This window comes from Collinsella sp. SGI.184 (genome assembly GCF_050313415.1).
Taxonomy (GTDB): Bacteria; Actinomycetota; Coriobacteriia; order Coriobacteriales; family Coriobacteriaceae; genus Collinsella.
In genome coordinates, this window is the sequence record NZ_JBNPLJ010000009.1 from 1 (window position 1) to 22,276 (window position 22,276).

The following is a 22,276-nucleotide window of genomic DNA, read 5'->3' on the forward strand; positions in this document are numbered from 1 at the left end:
CTGCCGGCATCTTGGGACAGTCCTTTTCGGCAGCGCGAGCGGTCGTCTGCAAAGACGTCCCCAGTGGCTAGTCATTTAATGGCTGGCCATTTAAGTCTGTCCCCAATGACTAGTAGTAGGCCCACATGGCTTCGATTTCGTTGAGGACTTCTACGATGCCCCAACGGCGGGCGCTACGGCTGGGCGAATTGGGATCGTAGACACCGATTTGGTCGGCGTCGTCAATGCCGTAGAGCACGATGTAATGACCCACGTTGGTAAACGTGCCGGGACGCACGACGGCGATTACGGGAGCACCCGAGCGCAAGGCCTGGGCCATCGAGTCTCGGTTGTTGTAGAGCTGCGTCCCGTTAAGCCCCAGCTGCGCGGCGCCGCTCGTCATAAACGACCACTCGGTGGCACCGGTGGGGGCATAGTTGCCCGCCTCGGAAAGGGCGCACATATCGACCGGCGTCATATCGGTGCGCCCCGTTGTAAAGATGTAGATCATGGTGAGGCAGGTGGGTCCGCAGCCGTTTTGGCGGATAGTTCCGCCGGCGTAGGGCAGCTCCGACCATGCGGGGTCGATCTGGTAGATATGCGGCATGGTGCCGGCACTCCACTGCGAACGTGGGGTCGAAAAAGCAAACGAGTAGCCGGGTGCGACTGGGGCTTTGAGGAGCTTTTCCTCGGCGGTGGGCTCTAGGCCGGCAGAGCCATGCGAGGCACACGACCCCAGATACACAAATGCCAGACATGCCATGATGGAGCACAGGGCAAGACAGAGACGATGAATCTGCGGATTGGCGGCCCGGCCGCGTCCCAGCGGCCGTGGCTGCTTTGCGCCGCGTCCGCCGCGGGGCTTCGAAAAGAAACGGCTGATGTGGTTGTCAGACTTTCGCCGATCGATTTTCTGCCGCCGAGGCACTTCGGCCCGGCGTTGACGGGTGCCCGAGCATGGGCGACCCGCCTGACGCGTGCTGGTATTCTGCGGCATAGACGACGAGGGGCGATCCTGCGGACGCTGCGGCCCGTCGTTGTCAGAAACACTCCTGGATGCTGGCGTGGTACGCCCGGCAAGGCGAACGTTTCGCTGTCGTTCGCCGCCGTTGTATTCGTATGCCATTTGCACCGCCTCGTCTCATGTATAACCCGTCCATCCTACAAAAAAGACGTGCAGCAAATGAGGACATACACCAAAACCTCGGTAAGCGGCATGGACGGGAGCGAGCCTGGCGTCATAAAGCGACGCCCTCCGCGAGCGATTGAGTCGCGTCATCAAAACGGACGCCCGCACCGAGTGGCGCCCCTCGCCGTTCGTCCCAAAAACGGCGCCGCTCGTTTTGCAGTTCTGCCTTCGGTCGAGCTACGAGTGGCGTTGCTGTGCCAAGGCCGTATCTTAAAGCCATGAAATAAAAAGTGCGCGGCAAAACAGGCCGTGCAAGGGGTGACGCCAAGGGGCGTCAGAAAGGAAAGGAGGGGAACAATGGCGGACAAGAACGCAGAAGTTGCAGTCGAGGATACCGGCGGCATGAAGAAAACGCTTTCGCTCTGGAACTTCTTCACCATCGGTTTCGGTGCCATCATCGGTACCGGTTGGGTTCTGCAGGTCGGCGACTGGATGGTCGTGGGCGGCGGTCCCGTTCCCGCTATGATCGCATTCCTCTTGGGTGCAATCTTCCTCGTGCCCGTCGGAGCTGTTTTCGGTGAGCTTACGGCTGCTATCCCCATCTCGGGCGGCATCGTCGAGTATGTCGATCGTAGCTTTGGCCGTACACTGAGCTACATCACCGGTTGGCTCCTGGCCCTGGGCAACGGCATCCTGTGCCCGTGGGAGGCCATTGCCATTTCGACTCTCGTGTCCGAGATGTTCGGTAGCCTGCCCGGTCTTGAGTGGCTGCGCGCCATCAAGCTCTACACCATCCTGGGCGCCGACGTTTACCTGTTCCCGACGCTGATCGCGCTCGGCTTTGCAGTTTACGTCATCTTCCTCAATTTCCGCGGTGCCAGCTCGGCCGCCAAGCTCCAAGCCTTCCTGACCAAGGCCCTGCTCTGCGGCATGCTACTCGCCATGGGCGTCTCGCTGTTCACCGGCTCGCCGAACAACGCCATGCCTGTGTTCTCCCAGGTCGCCGGTGCTGGCGGCGGTAAGGCCGCCACCGAGGGCACCAGCCTGTTCGCCGGTATCGTGTCGGTCCTGGTTCTGACCCCGTTCTTCTACGCCGGTTTCGACACCATTCCTCAGCAGGCTGAGGAAGCAGCCGAGGGCCTTAACTGGAACAAGTTCGGCAAGATCATCTCCCTGGCCCTGCTGGCCGCCGGCGGCTTCTACATGGTCTGCATTTACTCGTTCGGCACTATCCTTGACTGGCATGAGTTTGTTAAGAGCCCCGTTCCCGCGCTTGCCTGTCTTAAGGGCATCAACATGCTCCTGTACCTGGCCATGCTCGTCATCGCCACGCTTGGACCCATGGGCCCGATGAACTCCTTCTACGGCGCCACGAGCCGCATTATGCTCGCCATGGGCCGCAAGGGCCAGCTGCCCGAGAAGTTTGCCGAGGTCGATCCCAATTCCGGCGCTCCCAAGCTCGCCTGCGTCGTTCTGGCCATCATCACCGTCGTCGGTCCGTTCCTGGGCAAGAACATGCTCATCCCTCTGACCAATGTGTCGGCTCTCGCCTTCATCTTCTCCTGCGGCATGGTCGCTCTTGCCTGCCTGCGCATGCGCTTCACCGAGCCCGACCTACCTCGTCCCTACGAGGTGCCCGGCGGCAAGTTTGGCATCAGCCTCGCCATCGCTGCCTGCGCCATCATCATCGGCCTGCTCGTGATTCCGTTCTCTCCCGCCTCCCTCAACATGGTGGAGTGGAGCATCGTGATCGGCTGGTTGGCTATTGGCCTGGCTCTCATGGCTTTCACCAATTCCCGCAAAAAGTAACGCTGAGCCGGGGCGGATTGGGTGCGCGGTGCCCTCTCTCCCGCGTACCGAACCCGGCATCACTTGGGTAGCTTTGTGAGGCCTTAACCCAACACGGCCTCACCCACTATATGGATCCATAAGGAGGAACCATGTCCACTAAGTATGCAATCGTTGGCGGCAAGCTCATCGACGGTACCGGTGCCGAGCCGGTCGAGAACTCCCTCGTTCTCGTCGACGATAACGGCAAGATCGAGTACGCCGGTGTTATGCAGGACCTTCCCGAGGGCGTTGAGGTTATCGACGCCGCCGGCAAGACTGTCCTTCCCGGCCTGATCGACACCCACCTGCACTTCTCGGGCAACCTGACCGACGATGACACCGATTGGGTCATGCAGCCGCTCCTCGAGAAGCAGGCCGTCGCCGTCAAGCAGGCCTACGACTGCCTCACCCACGGCCTCACCACCGTCTGCGAGATCGGCCGCTTTGGTATCCAGATTCGCGACTGCATCGACAAGGGCGTCTTTAAGGGTCCGCGCGTTCTGGCCACCGGCCTCGGCTTCTGCCGTGTTGCCGGTCACGGTGACTCCCACCACTGCACCCAGGAGCTCAACAAGGAATCCCATCCCTGGGGCGACCAGGTCGACGGTCCTTGGGATCTGCGCAAGGCCGTCCGTCGTCGCCTGCGCGAGAACCCCGATGCCATCAAGATCTGGGCTACCGGTGGCGGCATCTGGCGCTGGGACTCCGGTCGCGACCAGCACTATTGCTCCGAGGAGATCCAGGCCGTGGTCGAAGAGGCCAAGATGGTCGGTATCCCCGTGTGGAGCCACTGCTACAACAACCACGCCGCCGCCTACGATTCCGTTCGCTTTGGCTGCGAGCAGCTGATTCACGGCTTCGATATCGATGAGCGCACCATGGACCTCATGGCCGAGCAGGGCACCTTCTTCACCCCGACGATCGCCTTCCTGCCCACCTGGTACGCCACCTATCCTCCCGTCTACGTCCCCGAGCTGCACGACAAGTACGAGGGTACCCTGGTCGAGAAGGAGCTGCAGCGCAACTATGACTGCCTGCGCGAGGCCAAGAAGCGCGGCGTCGTCATGACGATCGGCTCCGACTCCTTCTCCTTCGTCACCCCGTACGGCACCTGCTCCATCGAGGAGATGTACGAGTTCGTCGACAAGATCGGCTTCACCCCGGTCGAGACCATCACCTGCGCCACCCTCAACGGCGCCAAGATGTGCCACATCGAGGACGAGACCGGTTCCATCGAGGCCGGCAAGTGCGCCGACCTGCTGGTCGTCAACGGTGACGTCGCCGCCGACATCCACGTGCTCAACACCGACAACATGGACGTCATCATGAAGGACGGCTGGATTGTCGAGGCCGGCACCTTCGGCGAGCCAAACAAGTACAGCGCCTAAGCTACCGTTAGTCGATGGCTGGATGTAAAACACAGTTTTTGATTGCATAATGCAATGGAGAGGGTCGCTTGCGGCCCTCTTTATTGCTATCGGTACTACGGACAAGAGGGGATGACGGTGGATCTCAATAGGCTGATTCTGGGCAAGAGTTACAACTCTACCAAGGTCTTTCGTACGGCCCAGCATGTGGTTCAGGCCATCCTACTCGGTGTTGTCGTTCCGGCGCTTATCTTGCTGCTTATCTGGGATTTAACCGATAATCCCAATCCCGTTCCAGGCGTTGTCGTTATTGCCGGCCTGGTCATGCTGTGCTTCTTCTTCTCGTATGTCTTTGTGGTCCCCGATGACCTCACATCGAGCGCAACCGACCGCACGCTCGCCATCGCATCAAAAATATTCGCCTACACGTCGCGCGGCCTTACGCCCGAAGCGGCCCTGGGTGCCTCTAAAATCATCCTGTCCGAGACCATCGCTTCTGCCATCTGCTTTACTGACGGCAGGCAGGTGCTGGCAAGCTGGGGCGAGGACTCGGCAAAGTGCCCTGCCGGAACCCCGGTAGTGCTCAAGACCACGCTCAACGTGATTGAGACGGGCGAGCAGAGCGTGTTTTCGCGTGATGCCTCCAATGAGACGGGCGGCTATTTTCCCCGCCTGCGTGCCGGTATTGTCGCGCCGCTTAGCGTGCGCGGTCATTGCGTGGGCACACTCGAGCTGTATTACCCCCGCCTGAGCAGCATCGATATGCGCCAGACGGCGCTTGCCTCGGGTTTCGCCGATCTCATTTCGACGCAGCTCGCCAGCTTTGAGCTCGAGCGCCAGGATGAGCTCACGGCCCGCGTTGAGCTCCGCGCTCTGCAGTCGCAGGTCGATCCGCATTTTCTATTCAATACCATTAGCACGATCGTTTCGCTCGTTCGAACCGAGCCCGACAAGGCGCGATCGCTGCTGATCGACTTTTCCAACTACTATCGTCAGACGCTTTCTGACTCCGATACGCTCACCACGCTCGAGCACGAGGTGGAACAGGGCACCCGTTATATCAATCTTATGCAGGCCCGGTATGGCGACGGCCGTCTGCGCGTTTCGGTCGACATCGACTTTGAGGTGCGCGACAGCCTGGTGCCGCCGTTTATCTTGCAGCCGCTGCTCGAAAACTGCATCAAGCATGCGCAGCGCGAGACCGAGCCGCTTTCCATTCGTGTTAGGGCTTTTGAGACCGATGACGGCTTGGAGATCATCGTCGAAGATGACGGCATCGGTATGAGCGAAGAAGTCTGCGCGCATCTGTTTGAGCAGCATCGCCGAGAGGAGCCCGAAAGCATTACCGCCGACGGCTCCGTCAAGCGAGGCTGCGGCCTGGCGCTCTTCAACGTGCTTCAGCGCATCCATTTCTTTTACGGAGAAGATTCTGGCATGCGTGTGAAGTCCCAGGAGGGCGTGGGAACGCAGGTCATCGTTGAGTTGAACGGCGAGCCGCATGAGCCGGCGCCGCTAACGGTGTAGCACGCGGTTGGATTGAGAGAAAAAAGAGGGGAAGCGCATATGTCCGAAGGCTGGAACATCTTGGTGGTTGATGACGAGCCTCCAATTAGGGCTGAGCTACGTTATCTGTTGGAAAAGGATGCGCGTGTGGGCCAGATTGCCGAGGCGGGCAATGTCACCGAAGCCGTGGAATCGATTCTGTCGAACAAGCCCGACGTGCTGTTTTTAGACATTACTATGCCCGGTCGCTCGGGAATTGAGCTTGCCGAGACGCTTCAGAACCTAAAGACACCGCCGGTCGTGGTGTTTGTGACGGCATTTGCCGAGTATGCGGCCGATGCCTATAACCTCGATGCCGTCGATTACATCGTAAAGCCGGTCGAGGATGCTCGCCTGTCAAAGGCGCTCGATAAGATCGAGACCGCCCTGGGCGCTCGCCGTGTCGTCCATGCTCCGCGCCAGCCTTTGCGCCTGACGGTGGATCGTGGGGGTAAAAAGGTGTTCATTCCCGTGGCGGATGTCTGCTACTTTGAGGCGCGCGCCGATTTTTGCAACGCCGTCTGCGCCGAGGGAACATATCTGATCAATGAGTCGATTTCATCGCTCGAGCGGCGCCTGGCCTCCGAGGGCTTTATCCGTGTCCACCGCAGCTATCTGGTCAATTTGGAAGACGTGCACAATGTCGAGATCGGTTCTACGGGCCTTATGGAACTCAGGCTCGATCGCGTAACCTCGACGGTGCCCGTGTCCCGTCGTCGCGCTGCCGAGGTTAAGGCGCGCCTGGGGCTTGTGTAGACGGTCCGCATGCCATCGTTTGCCGACGCGGGTTTGGCATGGCCGCGCGGTGGGCATAATGGGTGACATCGAATGAAATCGAAAGGATCATTATGCCTGCGCTTATTACGCATCATCTGTTTGGCGAGGAAAGCATCGATCGTCTGCCGCAGGGCGTCATTACGTCCGACGAGGAACGCATTGCCTTTATCCTGGGCAACCAGGGTCCCGACCCGTTTTTCTTCCACATCCTGACGCCGCGCGTTTCCGACTGCACGCTGCTGGCGCAGGCCATGCATCGCTCGCGCATGTCGCGCCAGTTCTCGTGCCTGCGCGACGGCGTGTCCCATCTGCTCCCGCGCGATGCCAACTTGGGCCGCGCCTTTGCGCTGGGCCTGCTGTCGCACTACGTGCTCGACCGTAATGCCCACCCCTTTGTCTACGAGCAGCAGTTTGGCATTGTCGAGTCCGATCCCGAGCTGGGGGATTCGGGCAGCCAGGTCCATGCGGTGCTCGAAAGTGACCTGGACGTGTTGATGCTGCAGCTCAAGCGCGACGGGGCCACGGTCGAGGACTATCCGCCGGCGGGCGAGATCGTCACCACCGACCGCATCAATCGCGTGGCCGGCGTGCTGATGAGCTATGTTGCCGGGCGTGTGTACGGTATCGATATCCCAGCGGGGGAGTACGGTGCCGCCGTTGCCGACATGCAGCTGCTCTATCGCGCCATTGAACCGGCGGGCTCGGTCAAGACGCGTGCAATCGCCCTGGTCGAGGGCCTAGTACACGACTACTCCCTGCTCGATGGCCTTGCTCACCGCGTGACGACCGAGCCGCCCGAGCGCACCGGCAATCTGGGCCATCTGACGTGGAAGAATCCCTTTACCGATGAGGTCTCGAACGAGAGCTTCCCCGAGGTCTTTGACCGCGCGCTGGTCGATTACGAGTGCACGGTCACCCGCTTTATCGAGACCGGCGATATGGAGGCCGTGACCAACCACGTCAATTACAGCGGTCGCGTACTCGGCGCTGACGAAGAGTTCGACCGCGAGGAGTAGGGTTCGTGCGTGTCCCTTTGCCGAATCCTTACCGGTGCCTCTGTGCAATTGGGGTACGATGAACTGACTGCATATCGGGCGAATACGAAGGGTCCCTGTCCATGAAATACACCAAGCTCGAGCGTAACTGGGTTATGTACGATGTGGGCAATTCGGCCCTCGTGTTGCTCAACACTTCGGTGGTGCCCATCTACTTTAACGCCATCAATACCGGTGCTTCCTCGGCCGACCTGGTGGTCGCTTGGGGTAGCGCGCAGACGATTGCCTCGCTGGTCATTGCCATGCTCATGCCCATTCTGGGCGCGCTTGCCGATTACGCCGGCAACAAGATCAAGTTCTTCTTGGGCTTCTTCCTCACGGGCTTGGTGCTTTGCCTGGCGCAGGCTATCCCAATGTCCGCCATGGCATTTTTGGCCGTGTACGTGCTGTGCACCATCGGCCTTAACTCTTCTATGACGTTCTATGACGCCATGCTGCCCGACATTACCACCGACGAGCGCATGGACGCCGTGTCCAGCTCGGGCTATGCCTGGGGCTACATCGGTTCCACCGTGCCGTTCATCATCTGCCTGGCGCTTATCATGGGTGGTCCCGCTCTTGGCGTCCCCACCATGCTGGCAACGCGTCTGTCGTTTGTCATCACTGGCGCCTGGTGGCTCATCTTTACCCTGCCGCTCATTCGCACCTATAAGCAAAAGTACGGTCGCGAGCGCGGTCCCGAGGACACCATCGGCCACATCGTGGGCGGCGTGTTCTCCGAGGTCGTACACACCATGCGCGAGATCGCCCACAACAAGACCGTGCTGGTCTACATGATCGCGTTCTTCTTCTACATCGACGGTGTACACACGGTCATCTCAATGGCAACCAGCTACGGTTCGGCTCTGGGCATCGACTCGACCCAGCTGGTACTGGCCCTGCTCGTTACACAGTTCGTGGCCTTTCCGTCCGCCATCATCTACGGCAAGCTCGCCGGACGCGTGGGCACGCTCAACATGATCCTGGTGGCGGTCGCCGCCTACATGGGCATTGTGCTGTTCGCCGCGTTTTTCCTCAAGACCGCCTTTGAATTCTGGGTGCTTGCCATTATGGTCGGCCTGTTCCAGGGTGGCGTGCAGGCACTCAGCCGTAGCTACTTTGGCCGCATCATCCCCAAGGAAAAGTCCAACGAGTACTACGGCTTCTTTGACATCTTTGGGCGCTATGCAAGCGTTATGGGCACCTTTCTGGTGTCGGTCGTCACCTCGCTGACCGGCAACCCGTCGCTGGGCGTTCTTTCCATTGCTGTGCTGCTGGTCGTTGGCTTTATGCTGCTGGCCCGCCTGTCTCGCATGACTCGAGCGGCAGAGCATGCCGCATAGGAGCGAGCGGCTATTGTGCCTGTCCGCGGTACTCTTTTGGGGTTATCCGCAATAAACATTGCGACTTGCGAGCAATGATTTGCCCAAGTGGGTATGATGGAATCAGCTAGGTCGCGGGGCGTCGCCTGTGTTTGGCGGCGCCTCGTTTTTGTGTTGCAGGGAGGGAAGGCATGAACGCCACGGTTGTGATTCCAACATATTGGGCGGGCGATGATGCCCATGCAAACGCTCCCGGTGTCTATGACCACTCGACGAAGCTCAACGCCACCAATCCCGAGCTCGATCGCTGTCTTGCTTCGCTCGAGCAGGTACGCGATATTCCGCGAATCATCCTTTTGGTGGTCTGTCCCATCTCGGCCACGGCGGATGTGTCGAAGCGCGTACGCGAAATCGTCGACGCGCACCCTACGCTCAAAGTTACCGTAGTCACCAATACCCAGGCATCGCGTATCGCCGACCGCGTAGCGCAGATTGCGCCCAAGGGTTCGGGAGAATGCGTGAGCCTGCGCGGCTATGGCGCCATCCGCAATATGGGACTTGCCTGTGCCGCCGTGCTGGGTCACGATGCCGTCATCTTTTTGGATGACGACGAGACTGTCATCGATGCCGACTTTATGAAACGCGCGACTTACGCGTTGGGGCAGCAGACGCGTCAGGGCCTGCCGATCTTGGTTAAGAGCGGCTACTTTTACGATCGAGACGGATCGCCGCTGGCCCCCACGGACAAGGTGGGCATCTGCCACCGTTGGTGGACCAAGCGTATCGAGTTCAATCGCTGGATGAAAAAGGCGCTCTCGGGTACCCGTATTTCGCGTTCAAACTATGTGTGCGGCGGCCTTATGGCCCTCCATGCCCGCGCCTTTACCCGCGTGGCATTTGACCCGTTTATCACTCGTGGCGAGGACCTGGACTACCTCTTTAATATGCGCATATTTGGCTACGACGTATGGTTTGATAACGAGTGGACCGTGCGCCATCTGCCGCCCGAGTCCGAGAAACGCTCGCCGCGCTTTATGCAGGACGTGTACCGTTGGTACTACGAACGTGCCAAGCTAATGTTTGCCGCGCATCAGAAAGAGCTCATTCCCGTTACAGCCGCGTCTCTCATGCCCTATCCGGGCCCGTGGATTTCGCGCGAGCTTGACGATCGCGTGCGTAAGACTGCCATGGTCCGCAGCATTTTTACCCGCGAGCACGAGGGATACCTACGCATTTGGCGCCACGGTATTGACGAGGCCAGGACCTACGCACGCCAAAACGCCGCAAGCTACCTGCGTTTCCAGAGCTTCTGGCCCAAGATTATGGATGGGCTCTGGCGTGACGCCCAGCTGACCAGCATCCTGGAGGGGACTGAATGATCGACCGCCGCGCCCAGCGCGATAGTTCAATGTCAATCTTTCGCATCATTGCCGTATCCTGCGCCATTTGTGTGCTGGTGTACTTTGTTTTTGCCCTGGCGACTGGAATCGATCCAATCGCGACCGTGGTCGCCTGTACGCTGCTATGCATCTTCCTGTGTATCTTTTTCTTTTTGACGCTCAATCCCGATTCGGTTCGCTCGCAGTACACCGAGGAGACGCTCTCGGTGGCCTCGGCCATGCTCGAGGACATTAAAGGCGGTCTGACGCAGGAGTCAGCACGTCTGGTGTGCCAGCGCATTTTGCCCGAGACACGCGCCATGACAGTTGCCGTTACCGACGAGAGCAACGTACTGGCCTGCGCGGGCGAGTTTGAGGAAAAGCTGCTGCCCAATTCTCCCATTCATACGCTCGCCACGCGCTACGTCATCGAACACGGTATCGTCCAGTCGTTCAACCGTGTGGTGGACGTGGTGGGTTCGGATGGCTCACACAACCAGGTCCCCGCTGGCATCATCGCACCCATCAAGGTGGGCGACCGCACCGTCGGCACGCTCAAGTTCTATTACAAGACCCCGCGTGCCGTCGACCGTACCCAGTATGCGCTCGCCTCGGGTTTTGCCGAAATCCTGTCCACGCAGCTCGCCATTCACGAGCTCGAGGTGCAAAAGGAGCTCACGGCCCGTGCCGAGGTGCGTGCCCTGCAGGCGCAGATTAACCCGCACTTCCTGTTCAACACGCTCAACACCATCGCATCGTTTACGCGTACCGACCCGCTGCGCGCCCGCGAGCTGCTGCGCGAGTTCTCCTCGTTCTATCGCGCAACGCTCGACAATTCGGGCTCGCTCATTCCCGTGTCGCGCGAGGTCGCACAGACCAAGCGCTACCTGACGTTTGAGAAGGCGCGCTTTGGCGAGGATCGCGTGCTGGCGACCTTTGACGTGTCCGAGGACGTCGAGGACACGCTGGTTCCGGCATTTGTGATCCAACCGATTGTCGAGAACGCCGTGCGTCACGGCATGGGTGATGCCAGTGCGCTGAAGATTGACGTGACGGTGCGCAGGGATGGTGACGATGCGATTTTGATTTCGGTGGCCGATGACGGTGTGGGCATGGACGAGGGCATCGCTGCCAGACTGTTTGACGAGCGCTCTGCCCGTCCCGACGCCAGCTCCCCGCAGGGTGGCGGCGCCGGCGTTGCCATGCACAATATTTCGGAGCGCATTCATCGCTTTTATGGGCCGCACTCCTATACGCGCGTCGAATCGGCGCCGGGTAAGGGCGCTAAAGTGCTCCTACATCTCGATTTGTCGGAGAGCATCTTCGACATTCAAGAGTAGAATAATTGGTCACGGGCTTAACGCCGGTTGGCGTATGCCCGATGTAGTTTGTTGACGAAAGGTTTTATCCCCATGCTGCGTGCGATGATTGTGGATGATGAGGCACCGGCCCGTTCGGAACTTCGCTTCTTGCTCGAGCAGACGGGCAAGATCGGCACGATCACAGAAGCGTCGAGCGTTCGCTCCGCCATCGAGATGCTTATGGAGAGTCGCGTTGATGTCGTGTTCCTCGATATTTCGATGCCTGGCGCTTCGGGTCTGCAACTTGCCGAGGCGCTGCATAAGCTTAAGAATCCGCCGGCGATCGTGTTTGTGACCGCGTACAGCGATCATGCGGTTGAGGCGTTTGATGTGGATGCCGTCGACTATCTGATGAAGCCGGTAGAGGAAGCCCGCCTGGATCGTGCAATCGAGAAGGTCATGCAGCGCACGAAGCCCGTTGCGGACAGCAAGGTGACCATCGAGCGCATCCCGGTGGAGAAGGGCGGCCGCAAGGTGCTCATCCCCGTGGACGACATTCGCTTCATTATGGCCAAGGACGATTACTCCTGTATCTATACCGTCGATGACCGTTTTTTGTCGACGACCTCGCTGGCACAGTTCGAGGCCAAGCTCTGTGATTTTGGCTTCTTCCGCGTTCACCGCCGCTATATCGTTAACTTGGCGTGTGTTACCGACGTCGAGACGGTCCCCTCGGGCGCTATCCAGCTGGGCATTACGGGCGTCGACGAACGCGTACCGGTTTCGCGCCGTCGCGTCGTACCGCTCAAGAAGGCCCTGAGCCTCTAGCACACCGGCCCCGCAGCCCTGTAGACCAAAATCGTCTGCGGAGCCGCGGGGCTTTTTGTATGAACGCACCAAATCGTTTTGCGGAAGGGATCCCATGAACAGTGCAAGCGCCAAGCGTATCGACATCATCTCGGACACCCACGGTTATCTGTCGCCCGCGCTTTTAGATGAGTTGAGCGGCGCGGACCTGATTATCCATGCCGGCGATCTTACGTCGGAGATGGACTACGAACATCTGCGAACCATCGCCCCCGTGCGAGCGGTTCTGGGCAATAACGACTACTACCGTGATTACGGCCCCGAAGTGGACCGTCTGGCGCTCTTTAGCTACGAGGGCCTTAAGTTTGCCGTAGCCCACTACCGCGAAGACCTCCCGGTGGGATCCGTGGACGTAGCCATCAACGGTCACACTCACGTAACCAAAGAGGCCCAGGTGGGCCGCTGCTTGGTCCTCAACCCAGGCAGCGCCAGCTACCCCAGGGGCACCCGGGGCCCCACCATGGCCAGAATGCTCGTCAAGGACGGCAAGGTCTTAAGCGTCAAGTTTATTGACTTAGACTAACCGCAACAAAAACGGGGGATGCACAATGTATCCCCCGTTTCCATTTGAGCCAAAGGCCGAGCTTCAACAAGAACAATCAGACCAACCCCGCCGAGGAGCACGCGGGCTAGCCGCGCAGCGGCGCACGCCCGCAAAACTGGTTGAACATAGTGACGGCAGGGAGGGTCTCCGGGGCCGGCTGGCGCGGGTTACGTTTGTCGCGAGTTCCGCACGCAAAGGAAAGCACTTAATGTGCTTTCCGTCTTGCGCAGGACTGTAGAGCAGCAAACTTAACCCGCGCCAGCCGGCCCCGGAGACCCTCCCGGAGGGACCCAAAAAATATTTTCAAAAAAGTTGTTGCGCGGCGGACAGACTTCTGTGTATACTAATCCCCGCAGCGCACGCGGGCGGAAACAAACGCGAACGACTGCCTGGGGAGTTAGCTCAGTTTGGTTAGAGCGCCGGCCTGTCACGTCGGAGGTCGCGGGTTCGAGCCCCGTACTTCCCGCCAACGCAATTAAAGCCACGTCTTCGGACGTGGCTTTTTGCGTTTAATAGGACAACCGCTCGGCCGTCCCTTTCATTCTGCTCCTTGTTTCCGAAATGCGGAAATGAATTAAGTATATCGGTTTAAACAGGGGGGGGTTGTTGCGCAACACTCGTTCAACGAAACAGGGGGTTAGGTTATACTAAATTCCACTGTTGGCCTAATCTGATGCAATTTGCTTTGGATTCGACCTTCAGCGGACATCTAATTCACTATTTGGTTGTCCCGGCGGTTATTTAGCGTCTCGACGTAAGCTCGGCCCCGGAGCCCGTTCGAGCTGTTCGTATTCCTTGAAAGGGGAAACATGGACATATCGAGGAAGACTGATTATGCCCTCCGCATGCTTGCGATGCTTGCCGAGGAGCCGGAGCGGTTGCTTTCTGTTCGCACTGCTGCCGAAGAGGTCAATGTTCCGTATTCGTTTGCCCGTTCGATCCAACACGGTTTGGTTCAGGCCGGTATTGTGGAGAGCCTGCGTGGCGTCCACGGCGGTATGCGTCTTAAGGTCAACCCGAGCGAGGTCACTATCCGTCAGGTCGTCGAGGCCGTTCAGGGCCCTATGGTTATGAATGATTGCACGGCACTCGATGGCGACTGTGCGCGCAGGGGCACGTGCTGCTATCATCCCCTGTGGGCTGGGGCCCAGGCGCTGATGCGTGACTACCTCGATTCCGTTTCGCTGGACGATGTCGTCGCTCGCCGCCAGTTCCCCGCCGTCGATCCCAAGTTCGCCGACCGCGACGCCTTTCCCGAGTATGCCGTTTGCGCGTGTGCTTGCCGGGAGGAGTAGCGCCGCATAAGGAGTATAGCTATGATTCAGGACCCCTTTCGTTCGATGATTCGTTCGGAAGGGGTTCTGCGTTATCGCGACCTTCCGTGGCGCCGCACACGCGACCCGTACATCATCTGGCTTTCCGAGGTCATGCTGCAGCAGACGCAGGTTCCACGCGTAGAGACGCGCATGCCGGCATGGCTCGACCGCTTTCCGACCGTGCATTCTCTCGCCCAGGCCGCTCCTTCTGATGTTTTGGACGCTTGGCAGGGCATGGGCTACAACCGCCGTGCTTTGGCGCTCCATAAGGCCGCGCAGCGACTCGTGGAGGACTGGGATGGGGAGTTTCCGCGTGATACACGCGACCTGGTCGCGCTGCCCGGTATTGGGCCCGCAACGGCGCAGGGCATTCGGTCGTTTGCGTTTGATCTTCCGGGAGTGTACCTGGAGACCAATGTGCGCACGGTCTTTCTGCATCACTTTTTTCCTGACGTTCCGTCTGTTCCCGACCGCGAGCTGGTGCCGTTGATCCAGGCGGCCTGCCCGGCGGCGCCCGGTGCGGCGGCGGATGAGGTCGCTCCCTTTGCCGTGCCGCTCGACGATGCCGATACGCCGCGCGCGTGGTATTACGCGCTGCTGGATTACGGCGCGTATCTTAAAAAGACGCTGCCCAATCCGTCTAGGCGCTCGGCGGGCTACAGCCGCCAGTCCAAGTTTGAGGGCTCGCGTCGGCAAAAGCGTGCCCATATCGTGCGCATGCTGCTTGCAGCTCGCGACGGACAGCCGGCGGGCATAACGCTTGTTGAAGCTGTTGCAGGCGTTAACAAGATGGAGGCCGCAGCGGGTCGCGAACCGGTTGGTTGCGATTTTATTGCGGGCATTCTTGCCGACCTGGAGCGCGAAGGCTTTTGTCGTGCCGAAGGCGAGCGCTGGCTGAGTGTGTGATGACGCGAATTTGCAGAACAGGATAGTAAGGTTTAGATTCTCGGCATGAGGGTATCCTAAAGGCAATGCCGCTCAAAGTCTATGGGCGGCGCGTATTGAAGGGAAGTACACCTATGGATTTTGAGAATTCTCAAACCAAGAAGAACCTCGAGACCGCTTTTGCCGGTGAGTCCCAGGCGCACACCAAGTATCGTTACTATGCATCCAAGGCCAAAAAGGACGGCTACGTTCAGATTTCGAATATCTTTGCAGAGACGGCGGGCAACGAGTCCGAGCATGCCAAGCTGTGGTTTAAGTACCTGCACGACGGTGCTGTTCCGGATACGCTGGACAACCTGCGCGATGCCGCCGCGGGCGAGAACTACGAGTGGACCACGATGTATGACGAGTTCGCCAAGACCGCCGAAGAGGAGGGTTTTGCCGAGATCGCCGCGAAGTTCCGTGGCGTTGGCGCTGTCGAGAAGGCTCACGAGGAGCGCTATAACAAGCTCGTCGAGCGCATTGAATCGGGCGAGGTGTTTGAGCGCGAGGGCGTAAAGGTGTGGAAGTGCCTGAACTGCGGGCACCTGCATGTTGGTGCCAAGGCGCCCGAGGTGTGCCCGGTTTGCAACCATCCCAAGGCGTACTTTGAGGAGCAGGTGGTGAACTACTAGCGCGTGGCGCTGGCTGCTGCGGAGCGCAGGGCGGGGAAATACCTTTGCCTCTCGCTCACGGCTCCGCAGGGCAACTGCCGGCCTCGCCGCTCCGGGCATCAGAACCGCGGCGCATCCCTTTCCCTCTCGCTCACGGCTTCGCAGGGTCGCGCGAGGCAAAGGCATGCGCCGCGGTTCTGACGGCGCGGGCTTGCCAACGAGTTTTGGCTCATAGATTAGTTTGTGTGCCGCCCCTTTTGGGGCGGCACGTTTTGTTTGGGGTCCCTGTCTTCACAATTTCCGTCAAGCTTTTGGTTAGGTTTTGGTCGGATGGCGCAAGGGCGAGAGGGCAAAAGATTGCTGGCGAAAAAAGCTCAAAGAAAGTGCTGGTAGGGGAGTTGTTGAACTTTTCGACAGTTTTCTGGCAAAAGAATCTTTGCGGCTATTGCCGCGGATTTCATTGCCGCGGCCGCGATGGTGCGGGATGCTGGGCGCAAGCATCGAATGCTCCTATTGAGGAGGCCAACATGGATCTGTTTCTTGAGACCCCGCAGCAACAAGCCGAGCGCATGCTGCGCCAACAGCAGCGGCTTATGGAGATGCAAATACAAGGGGCAGCCGTCCAGCCTCCTGCGCAAAACGCCGCGCCCGCGGTATCGTCTGCGGGTGAGGTGGACCCAGGAGCCTATTCCGTACAGCAAGATTCATATGCGCAGGAGCTTGCGTTCGACAAGCGTCGTGCGCGTCGCCGTCGCTGGGCCCAGCGCCTGCGTACGCTGGCGATGATCGTGCTGATCCCGTTGGGACTCGCGGCAATCTTCTTGGCCTCATATGCCCTCACGTGCATTCTCAACGGCGCCTCGCCCAGCGAAGTGCTCCAACATTTGACAGCTCTCGGCCAGCGCCTGGGCGATGTCGTAACAACCATCCGCGCCGGCTGGGAGAGTTAGCGTTTGTCACATTAGGACTTCTAGGGTGCAGGGATTATCGCCACGAGTAGAATTCTTGCATCCTTTGGGTCCTGTCGTGCGACTGAATAGTATTATTGATGATGAATAATAATATGATTTTGCTATGCATAAGCAGGATTTAGAACAGACTCTTTTGGGTATTGACGAAGAGGCGGAGCTGGAAATAGGTCCAAGAGACGATAGACCGAGCGTTGTATTGGTGGGAGGGAGCGCCTTCATGCTTAACGATGTGACGAATCGGTCGGTTACACATGACATTGATGTGTTTGAGGCAGACAGGTGCCTCCGCGAGATCATAGCTCGATATCCCGAGGTGAATGGTATGGCGGTGGCATATTGTAATCAGATGCCATTCAATTACGAAGATCGTTTGATTCCCTTGGATATTGGGGCGCGTTTTATCAGGTACTTTACGCCATCCTTGGAAGACCTGGCGGTAATGAAGCTCTATGCCTACCGTCCGAACGACATCGTCGATCTTCATAGCCAGGCATTCGTCGACCGACTTGATTGGGGACTGCTCGAACGGCTTATATTCGACGAGGGCGAGGCGCTGGCGTCGTCGCCTTCGGAGCGGAGTTATCAAGAGATGGTCTGCGCATACAGGCAATACAAAAAGGAGGTGCTCGATTGAATCTGACCTTTGAGGGATTCTTAAAAGGCTATTGCCGAGAGCTATCCGGACAGCAGTCGCTCAGTTTTAGAAAACTGGTTAAGCAGGCGACGACGGTTGCGCCGCGCGTGGCGGAGCCCCTGTTTTTGCTCGCTTTGGCGCAGGGTAAAGCCGAATACGTTCTGGGCTTATCCGAGGGTTCGTGGATGGAAGAGGGTTACCGAGGCGTTTTGTCCTTGTACGCCCAAACGGGTAGCCTGGCATCTCTATGCGCCGAGGACAAACTCCCTAATCGTTATGCCAACGTTTGGCGTGCGTATAGAGCGGTGAAGGAAAAGCCAGTGGCGGACAGAAGGATCAACGCTCTGATGCGAAAAAGAACGTTGGGAGCGCTAGGGGAATCGGGCGTAACGCGCTACGGTCTCTGCCGCGATTTGAATCTGAATAAGGGAAACGTGTACGCATACTTAGCCGGCGATGACTCAAAGGTGAGCAGGGAGACGGCGCGCCGCATTATGGAATATGCGGAGGAGAGGGGCGCCCAAGAAGGGGCCGGGCGCCCGGTGCGTGTGGCGGGGTAAGATTGATCGCGGTTTTGATTGATGATCGATTGGGTTTGTTAGGCTGAGTTTATGTCTGCTGTTGATATTGTGCTGGTCGTGATCGCCTTGGTAGCGGTAGGAGTGGCTGTGGCTTGCGCCCTGCAGCTCAAGGGCCTTCGCGCCGAGCTGCGAGAGCGCAGCGATGGCGGTGCGGAGGCGATGGCGGCACTCGAGCAGGCCAACAACGCGCTCGATGCCCTGAACGTCGCGCTGGCCGAAACCCGCCGCACGGCCAATGCCATCGCGCAGCAGCAGACGACAGATGCGGCCGTGGAGCAGCAACGCTACCTGAACATCGCACGCGAGTTTTCGCAAGCTGGTGACCGGATGGATGACCTGCGCCGCGAGACGGCCCAACAACTCGGTGCCAACCGCGAGGGCATCGAGCACCGCCTGGACAAGGTGCGCGAGACGGTCGATGCCCAGCTGGGTGCTATCCGCAAAGATAACAACGTGCAACTCGATCAGATGCGCGCGACGGTGGACGAGAAGCTCTCCCGCACGCTCAACGATCGCCTGTCGGCATCGTTTAAGCAGGTGAGCGACCAGCTCGAGGCCGTGTACAAGGGCCTGGGCGACATGCAGTCCATCGCCACCGGCGTGGGCGACCTTAAGCGCGTGCTGGGCAACGTAAAGGCGCGTGGCATTTTGGGCGAGGTGCAGCTGGGTGCAATCCTGGCGGACATCCTTACGCCCGACCAGTATCTGGAAAACGTCGCCACCAAGCCCGGCGCCTCGGAGCGCGTTGAGTTTGCCGTCAAGCTGCCGGTAGACGAGGGCGATCCCGTGCTGCTGCCGATCGACTCCAAATTCCCGGGTGACGCATATGAGCATCTGCTCGACGCCCAGGAGTCGGGTGACGCTGAGGCCGTCGCCGCTGCGCGCAAGACGCTCGACGCCATGGTCAAGCGCGAGGCCAAGGATATCTGCGAAAAGTACCTGAGTGTGCCGGCAACGACCAACTTTGGCATTATGTTCGTGCCGTTTGAGGGGCTGTACGCCGAGGTTGTCAGTCGTCCGGGACTTATCGAGACCCTGGGTCGCGACTATCACGTCAACGTTGCCGGCCCTAGCACCATGGCGGCTATCCTCAACAGCCTGCAGATGAGCTACCAAACGTTTAGGCTGCAAAAACGCACCGATGACGTGCTGCGCGTGCTTTCTGCCGTCAAGGCCGAGCTGCCGCGCTATCAGGCGGCGCTGCGCCGCGCCCAGCAGCAAATCGAGACCGCGGGAAAGACGGTCGAGGGCATCATCACCACGCGCACCAACGTCATGGAGCGCAAACTCAAGGACATCGACGCGCTGGAAGACGCCGACCAAGCTGATGAGATCTTGGGACTCACGCCCGCGGGCCTTCTCACAGACCAAGAAGACGAGGAATAATCACAACAAGACGGTGGGGCACCGGCGCAAACGCGGGCGCCCCGCTGCTTTTCGCATCGTGCTTGCCTGAAGTGCGCTTTAGTATGCAACAATGACGTTTAGCCCCGCCATATGTGAAAGGAAGCCCATGTCACAGAGAAGCACCAGTCCGCTCAAACGCTCAACCGTGCGCCGCACGCTACAGCGTTTCTGGGACGTCACGCGCACGCAGCCGCTGATCGTCTTTCTCTCGGTGCTCTCGTCGGCGGGCTACATCTTTTTGCTCACGTTTGCCAACACCTACGTGATGGCGCTTATCGTCGACCGCGTCCAGGCCGGCCCCGTGGCGGGCGACCGGGTGTTTGAGGTCTTTGGCCTCTACATTCTGGCGCTCGTGCTCGTTAACCTAGTGGGCCAAATCCTCTCCAAGCTGCAGGACTACACCGTCTACAAGCTCGAGATTGCGGGTAACTATCACCTGGCGCGCTTGTGCTTCGACACGCTCTCCAATCAATCCATGACATTCCACACCAGCCGTTTTGGTGGATCGCTTGTGAGCCAGACGAGCCGTTTTATGAGCGGCTACACGGGGCTGGTGGACGTGACGGTGTATTCGCTCATTCCCACTATCACCTCGGTTGTCTGCACGGTGGCGGCGCTCGCTCCGGTGGTGCCGACGTTTACCGTGATCCTGGTGGGCATTATGGTCGTCTACATTGCGTTTGTCTGGCTCATGTATAAGCGCATCATGCCGCTTTCGGCCGCGACGTCCGCCGCGCAGAACAAGCTGTCGGGCGTGCTTTCCGACGCGGTCACGAACATCCTGGCCGTCAAGACCTGCGGACGCGAAGACTTTGAGCGCGACCTGTTCGATAGCGCCGACCGCGCCGCGCGCGACGCCGAGACGGTTTCGATGCACGCCATGATGCAGCGTAACTTTACGACCTCGGGCCTTATCGTCATCACCATGGCCGTGGTGAGCGTGTTCGTCGCGGGCGGCAACGCGTGGTTTGGCATCTCTGCCGGCGCGCTCGTCATGATCTTTACCTATACGTACAACCTCACCATGCGTCTGAACTACGTAAGCTCCATGATGCAGCGCATCAACCGCGCGCTGGGCGATGCGGCCGAGATGACGCGCGTGCTGGACGAGCCGCGTCTGGTGGCAGACGACGAGAACGCTCCCGAGCTCAAGGTGGGCGAGGGCGCGATTGATTTTGAGCACCTGAGCTTTGCATACCGCGACGCCGCGGCGGGCGAGAGCGTGTTCGACGACCTGACGCTCCATGTGGCGGCGGGTCAGCGCGTGGGCCTGGTGGGCAAATCGGGCTCGGGCAAGACGACGCTCACCAAGTTGCTGCTACGCCTGGACGACGTACAGGGCGGTCGCGTACTCGTGGACGGTCAGGATGTCTCGCGCTGCACGCAGCAGAGCCTGCGTCGCCAGGTTGCCTACGTGCCGCAGGAGGCGCTGCTGTTTCACCGCTCCATTCGCGAGAACATCGCCTACGGCCGCCCCGACGCCACCGACGAACAGATCCGCGAGGCGGCCCGCTTGGCCAATGCCCTGGAGTTTATCGACCGCCTGCCCCGGGGCATTGACACCATGGTGGGCGAGCGCGGCGTTAAGCTTTCGGGCGGCCAACGCCAGCGCGTGGCCATCGCCCGTGCCATCCTCACCGACGCGCCGATTCTGGTGCTCGACGAGGCGACCTCTGCCCTGGACAGTGAGTCCGAGGCGCTGGTGCAGGAGGCGCTTGAGAACCTGATGCGCGGCCGCACCTCTATTGTGGTGGCACATCGCCTGTCCACCGTGGCGGCGCTCGACCGCATCGTGGTGCTGGCGGACGGCGAGATTGTCGAGGACGGTACGCATGCGCAGCTTGTTGAGGCAGGCGGCGAGTACGCAAGCTTGTGGGGCCGCCAGACCGGCGCATTTTTGGAGGCGTAAAGACCCCATACGTGGGACAATCGTGCCCATAGGTAAGTTATGCCGCCAATCCGAGGAGTCGTTATGCCACGCGAGACCAATGCCGCCAAACGCGAGCGCGCCGTTGAGGTGTGCGAGCGCCTCAACCGTCGCTATGGCCCGGTTGAGTGTTTTTTGGACCACGAGAATCCCTATAGGCTGCTCATAGCGGTGTTGCTCTCGGCGCAGACGACCGACGCGCAGGTCAACAAGGTGACGCCAAAGCTGTTTTCCCAGTGGCCCACGCCCGAGGCCATGGCGGGGGCGAGCGTTGCCGATGTGGCAGATACCATTAAGTCGCTCGGCTTTTATAAGAGCAAGGCCAAGCACGCCGTGGAGGCCGCGCAGATGATCGTCGCCGATTACGGTGGCGAGGTGCCGGCCGACATGAAGGAGCTTGTCAAGCTGCCGGGCGTTGGGCGCAAGACGGCGAACATCGTGCTCAACGTGGGGTTTGGCATTGTCGAGGGCATCGCGGTCGATACGCACGTCAACCGCATCGCGCACCGTCTGATGCTGAGTCCCAAGACGCACGCCAAAGAGCCGCTCAAGACCGAGCAGGATCTGCTCAAGATCTTGCCGCACGAGTATTGGGAATCGGTCAACCACCAGTGGATCACCTTTGGCCGCGAGATCTGCGATGCCCGCAAACCCAAGTGCGACGAGTGCCCGCTGGCAGACCTTTGCCCGAGCATGCGCGTTTTGGGGTAGCTGTTTGGCGTGCGCTGGCGTGTTCACCTCATGCGCTACCATGATAATCAATACTCTTTTGACGCACGACCCGCCGAGCTTGCCCCGGCGGGCTTTTGGCGTTGCGATGCCGGAGGAACA

21 protein-coding genes and 1 tRNA gene are annotated in these 22,276 nt (G+C 59.6%); 20 read left to right on the forward strand and 2 right to left on the reverse strand.

Annotation, left to right across the window (positions count from 1 at the left end):
- Window positions 1-109: 109 nt before the first annotated feature.
- On the reverse strand, window positions 110-742 hold the full coding sequence (locus tag ACQRAJ_RS04375) for a C39 family peptidase (RefSeq protein ID WP_427747821.1): 633 nt from the start codon (window positions 740-742) through the stop codon (window positions 110-112).
- Between the two features lie 723 nt (window positions 743-1,465).
- Here ACQRAJ_RS04375 and ACQRAJ_RS04380 point away from each other — a divergent pair.
- From ACQRAJ_RS04380 to rbr, 14 genes are all read left to right on the forward strand, one after another.
- The gene (locus tag ACQRAJ_RS04380) at window positions 1,466-2,917 is read left to right on the forward strand and encodes an APC family permease (protein WP_427728889.1); all 1,452 of its coding nucleotides are present in this window, start codon (window positions 1,466-1,468) and stop codon (window positions 2,915-2,917) included.
- Window positions 2,918-3,048: 131 nt separating this feature from the next.
- Window positions 3,049-4,326 carry a metal-dependent hydrolase family protein gene (locus tag ACQRAJ_RS04385; protein ID WP_154518625.1) on the forward strand — a complete coding sequence of 426 codons (1,278 nt, stop codon included), beginning with the start codon at window positions 3,049-3,051 and terminating at the stop codon, window positions 4,324-4,326.
- 117 nt (window positions 4,327-4,443) lie between these two features.
- Window positions 4,444-5,829 (forward strand): sensor histidine kinase, encoded by a 1,386-nt coding sequence (locus ACQRAJ_RS04390; RefSeq protein WP_427728891.1) that lies wholly within the window; start codon window positions 4,444-4,446, stop codon window positions 5,827-5,829.
- 39 nt (window positions 5,830-5,868) lie between these two features.
- The gene (locus tag ACQRAJ_RS04395) at window positions 5,869-6,603 is read left to right on the forward strand and encodes a LytR/AlgR family response regulator transcription factor (RefSeq protein ID WP_154518631.1); all 735 of its coding nucleotides are present in this window, start codon (window positions 5,869-5,871) and stop codon (window positions 6,601-6,603) included.
- Between the two features lie 92 nt (window positions 6,604-6,695).
- Complete coding sequence (locus ACQRAJ_RS04400) at window positions 6,696-7,640, forward strand: zinc dependent phospholipase C family protein (protein ID WP_427747822.1); 945 nt, start codon at window positions 6,696-6,698, stop codon at window positions 7,638-7,640.
- Window positions 7,641-7,741: 101 nt separating this feature from the next.
- Window positions 7,742-9,001 carry an MFS transporter gene (locus ACQRAJ_RS04405; RefSeq protein WP_427728898.1) on the forward strand — a complete coding sequence of 420 codons (1,260 nt, stop codon included), beginning with the start codon at window positions 7,742-7,744 and terminating at the stop codon, window positions 8,999-9,001.
- A 170-nt stretch (window positions 9,002-9,171) separates the two neighbouring features.
- Entirely contained in the window at window positions 9,172-10,359 is a 1,188-nt protein-coding gene (locus tag ACQRAJ_RS04410) for a glycosyltransferase (protein WP_427747823.1), read from the forward strand.
- Window positions 10,356-11,699 (forward strand): histidine kinase, encoded by a 1,344-nt coding sequence (locus ACQRAJ_RS04415; protein WP_154518643.1) that lies wholly within the window; start codon window positions 10,356-10,358, stop codon window positions 11,697-11,699. The genes ACQRAJ_RS04410 and ACQRAJ_RS04415 overlap by 4 nt, the downstream gene beginning before the upstream one ends.
- Before the next feature lie 72 nt (window positions 11,700-11,771).
- Complete coding sequence (locus tag ACQRAJ_RS04420) at window positions 11,772-12,488, forward strand: LytR/AlgR family response regulator transcription factor (RefSeq protein ID WP_154518646.1); 717 nt, start codon at window positions 11,772-11,774, stop codon at window positions 12,486-12,488.
- Window positions 12,489-12,582: 94 nt separating this feature from the next.
- Window positions 12,583-13,050 (forward strand): YfcE family phosphodiesterase, encoded by a 468-nt coding sequence (locus ACQRAJ_RS04425; RefSeq protein ID WP_154518649.1) that lies wholly within the window; start codon window positions 12,583-12,585, stop codon window positions 13,048-13,050.
- 412 nt (window positions 13,051-13,462) lie between these two features.
- Window positions 13,463-13,540, forward strand: a tRNA-Asp gene (locus tag ACQRAJ_RS04430).
- Window positions 13,541-13,880: 340 nt separating this feature from the next.
- Window positions 13,881-14,366, forward strand: coding sequence for an RrF2 family transcriptional regulator (locus ACQRAJ_RS04435; protein WP_154518481.1), 486 nt, complete (start codon window positions 13,881-13,883; stop codon window positions 14,364-14,366).
- A gap of 21 nt (window positions 14,367-14,387) precedes the next feature.
- Window positions 14,388-15,293 (forward strand): adenine glycosylase, encoded by a 906-nt coding sequence (locus ACQRAJ_RS04440; protein WP_427719505.1) that lies wholly within the window; start codon window positions 14,388-14,390, stop codon window positions 15,291-15,293.
- 113 nt (window positions 15,294-15,406) lie between these two features.
- Window positions 15,407-15,946, forward strand: coding sequence for a rubrerythrin (gene rbr, locus ACQRAJ_RS04445; protein WP_154518486.1), 540 nt, complete (start codon window positions 15,407-15,409; stop codon window positions 15,944-15,946).
- A gap of 294 nt (window positions 15,947-16,240) precedes the next feature.
- Here the strand turns inward: rbr and ACQRAJ_RS04450 are convergent, their stop codons facing one another.
- Window positions 16,241-16,426: a hypothetical protein gene (locus ACQRAJ_RS04450; protein WP_427747824.1), complete on the reverse strand. Its 186-nt coding sequence runs from the start codon at window positions 16,424-16,426 to the stop codon at window positions 16,241-16,243.
- Between the two features lie 26 nt (window positions 16,427-16,452).
- Here ACQRAJ_RS04450 and ACQRAJ_RS04455 point away from each other — a divergent pair, with 26 nt between their 5' ends.
- The 6 genes from ACQRAJ_RS04455 (at window position 16,453) to nth (ending at window position 22,156) form a co-directional block, all read left to right on the forward strand.
- Complete coding sequence (locus ACQRAJ_RS04455) at window positions 16,453-16,875, forward strand: hypothetical protein (RefSeq protein ID WP_427747825.1); 423 nt, start codon at window positions 16,453-16,455, stop codon at window positions 16,873-16,875.
- 124 nt (window positions 16,876-16,999) lie between these two features.
- Window positions 17,000-17,530: a DUF6036 family nucleotidyltransferase gene (locus ACQRAJ_RS04460; protein ID WP_427747826.1), complete on the forward strand. Its 531-nt coding sequence runs from the start codon at window positions 17,000-17,002 to the stop codon at window positions 17,528-17,530.
- Entirely contained in the window at window positions 17,527-18,090 is a 564-nt protein-coding gene (locus ACQRAJ_RS04465) for a hypothetical protein (protein WP_427719501.1), read from the forward strand. Before ACQRAJ_RS04460 ends, ACQRAJ_RS04465 begins: the two co-directional genes overlap by 4 nt.
- A 51-nt stretch (window positions 18,091-18,141) precedes the next feature.
- On the forward strand, window positions 18,142-19,497 hold the full coding sequence (locus ACQRAJ_RS04470; protein ID WP_427747827.1) for a DNA recombination protein RmuC: 1,356 nt from the start codon (window positions 18,142-18,144) through the stop codon (window positions 19,495-19,497).
- 127 nt (window positions 19,498-19,624) lie between these two features.
- Window positions 19,625-21,427 carry an ABC transporter ATP-binding protein gene (locus ACQRAJ_RS04475; protein WP_427747828.1) on the forward strand — a complete coding sequence of 601 codons (1,803 nt, stop codon included), beginning with the start codon at window positions 19,625-19,627 and terminating at the stop codon, window positions 21,425-21,427.
- 63 nt (window positions 21,428-21,490) lie between these two features.
- Window positions 21,491-22,156 (forward strand): endonuclease III, encoded by a 666-nt coding sequence (gene nth, locus ACQRAJ_RS04480; RefSeq protein ID WP_427747829.1) that lies wholly within the window; start codon window positions 21,491-21,493, stop codon window positions 22,154-22,156.
- Window positions 22,157-22,276 lie beyond the last annotated feature (120 nt).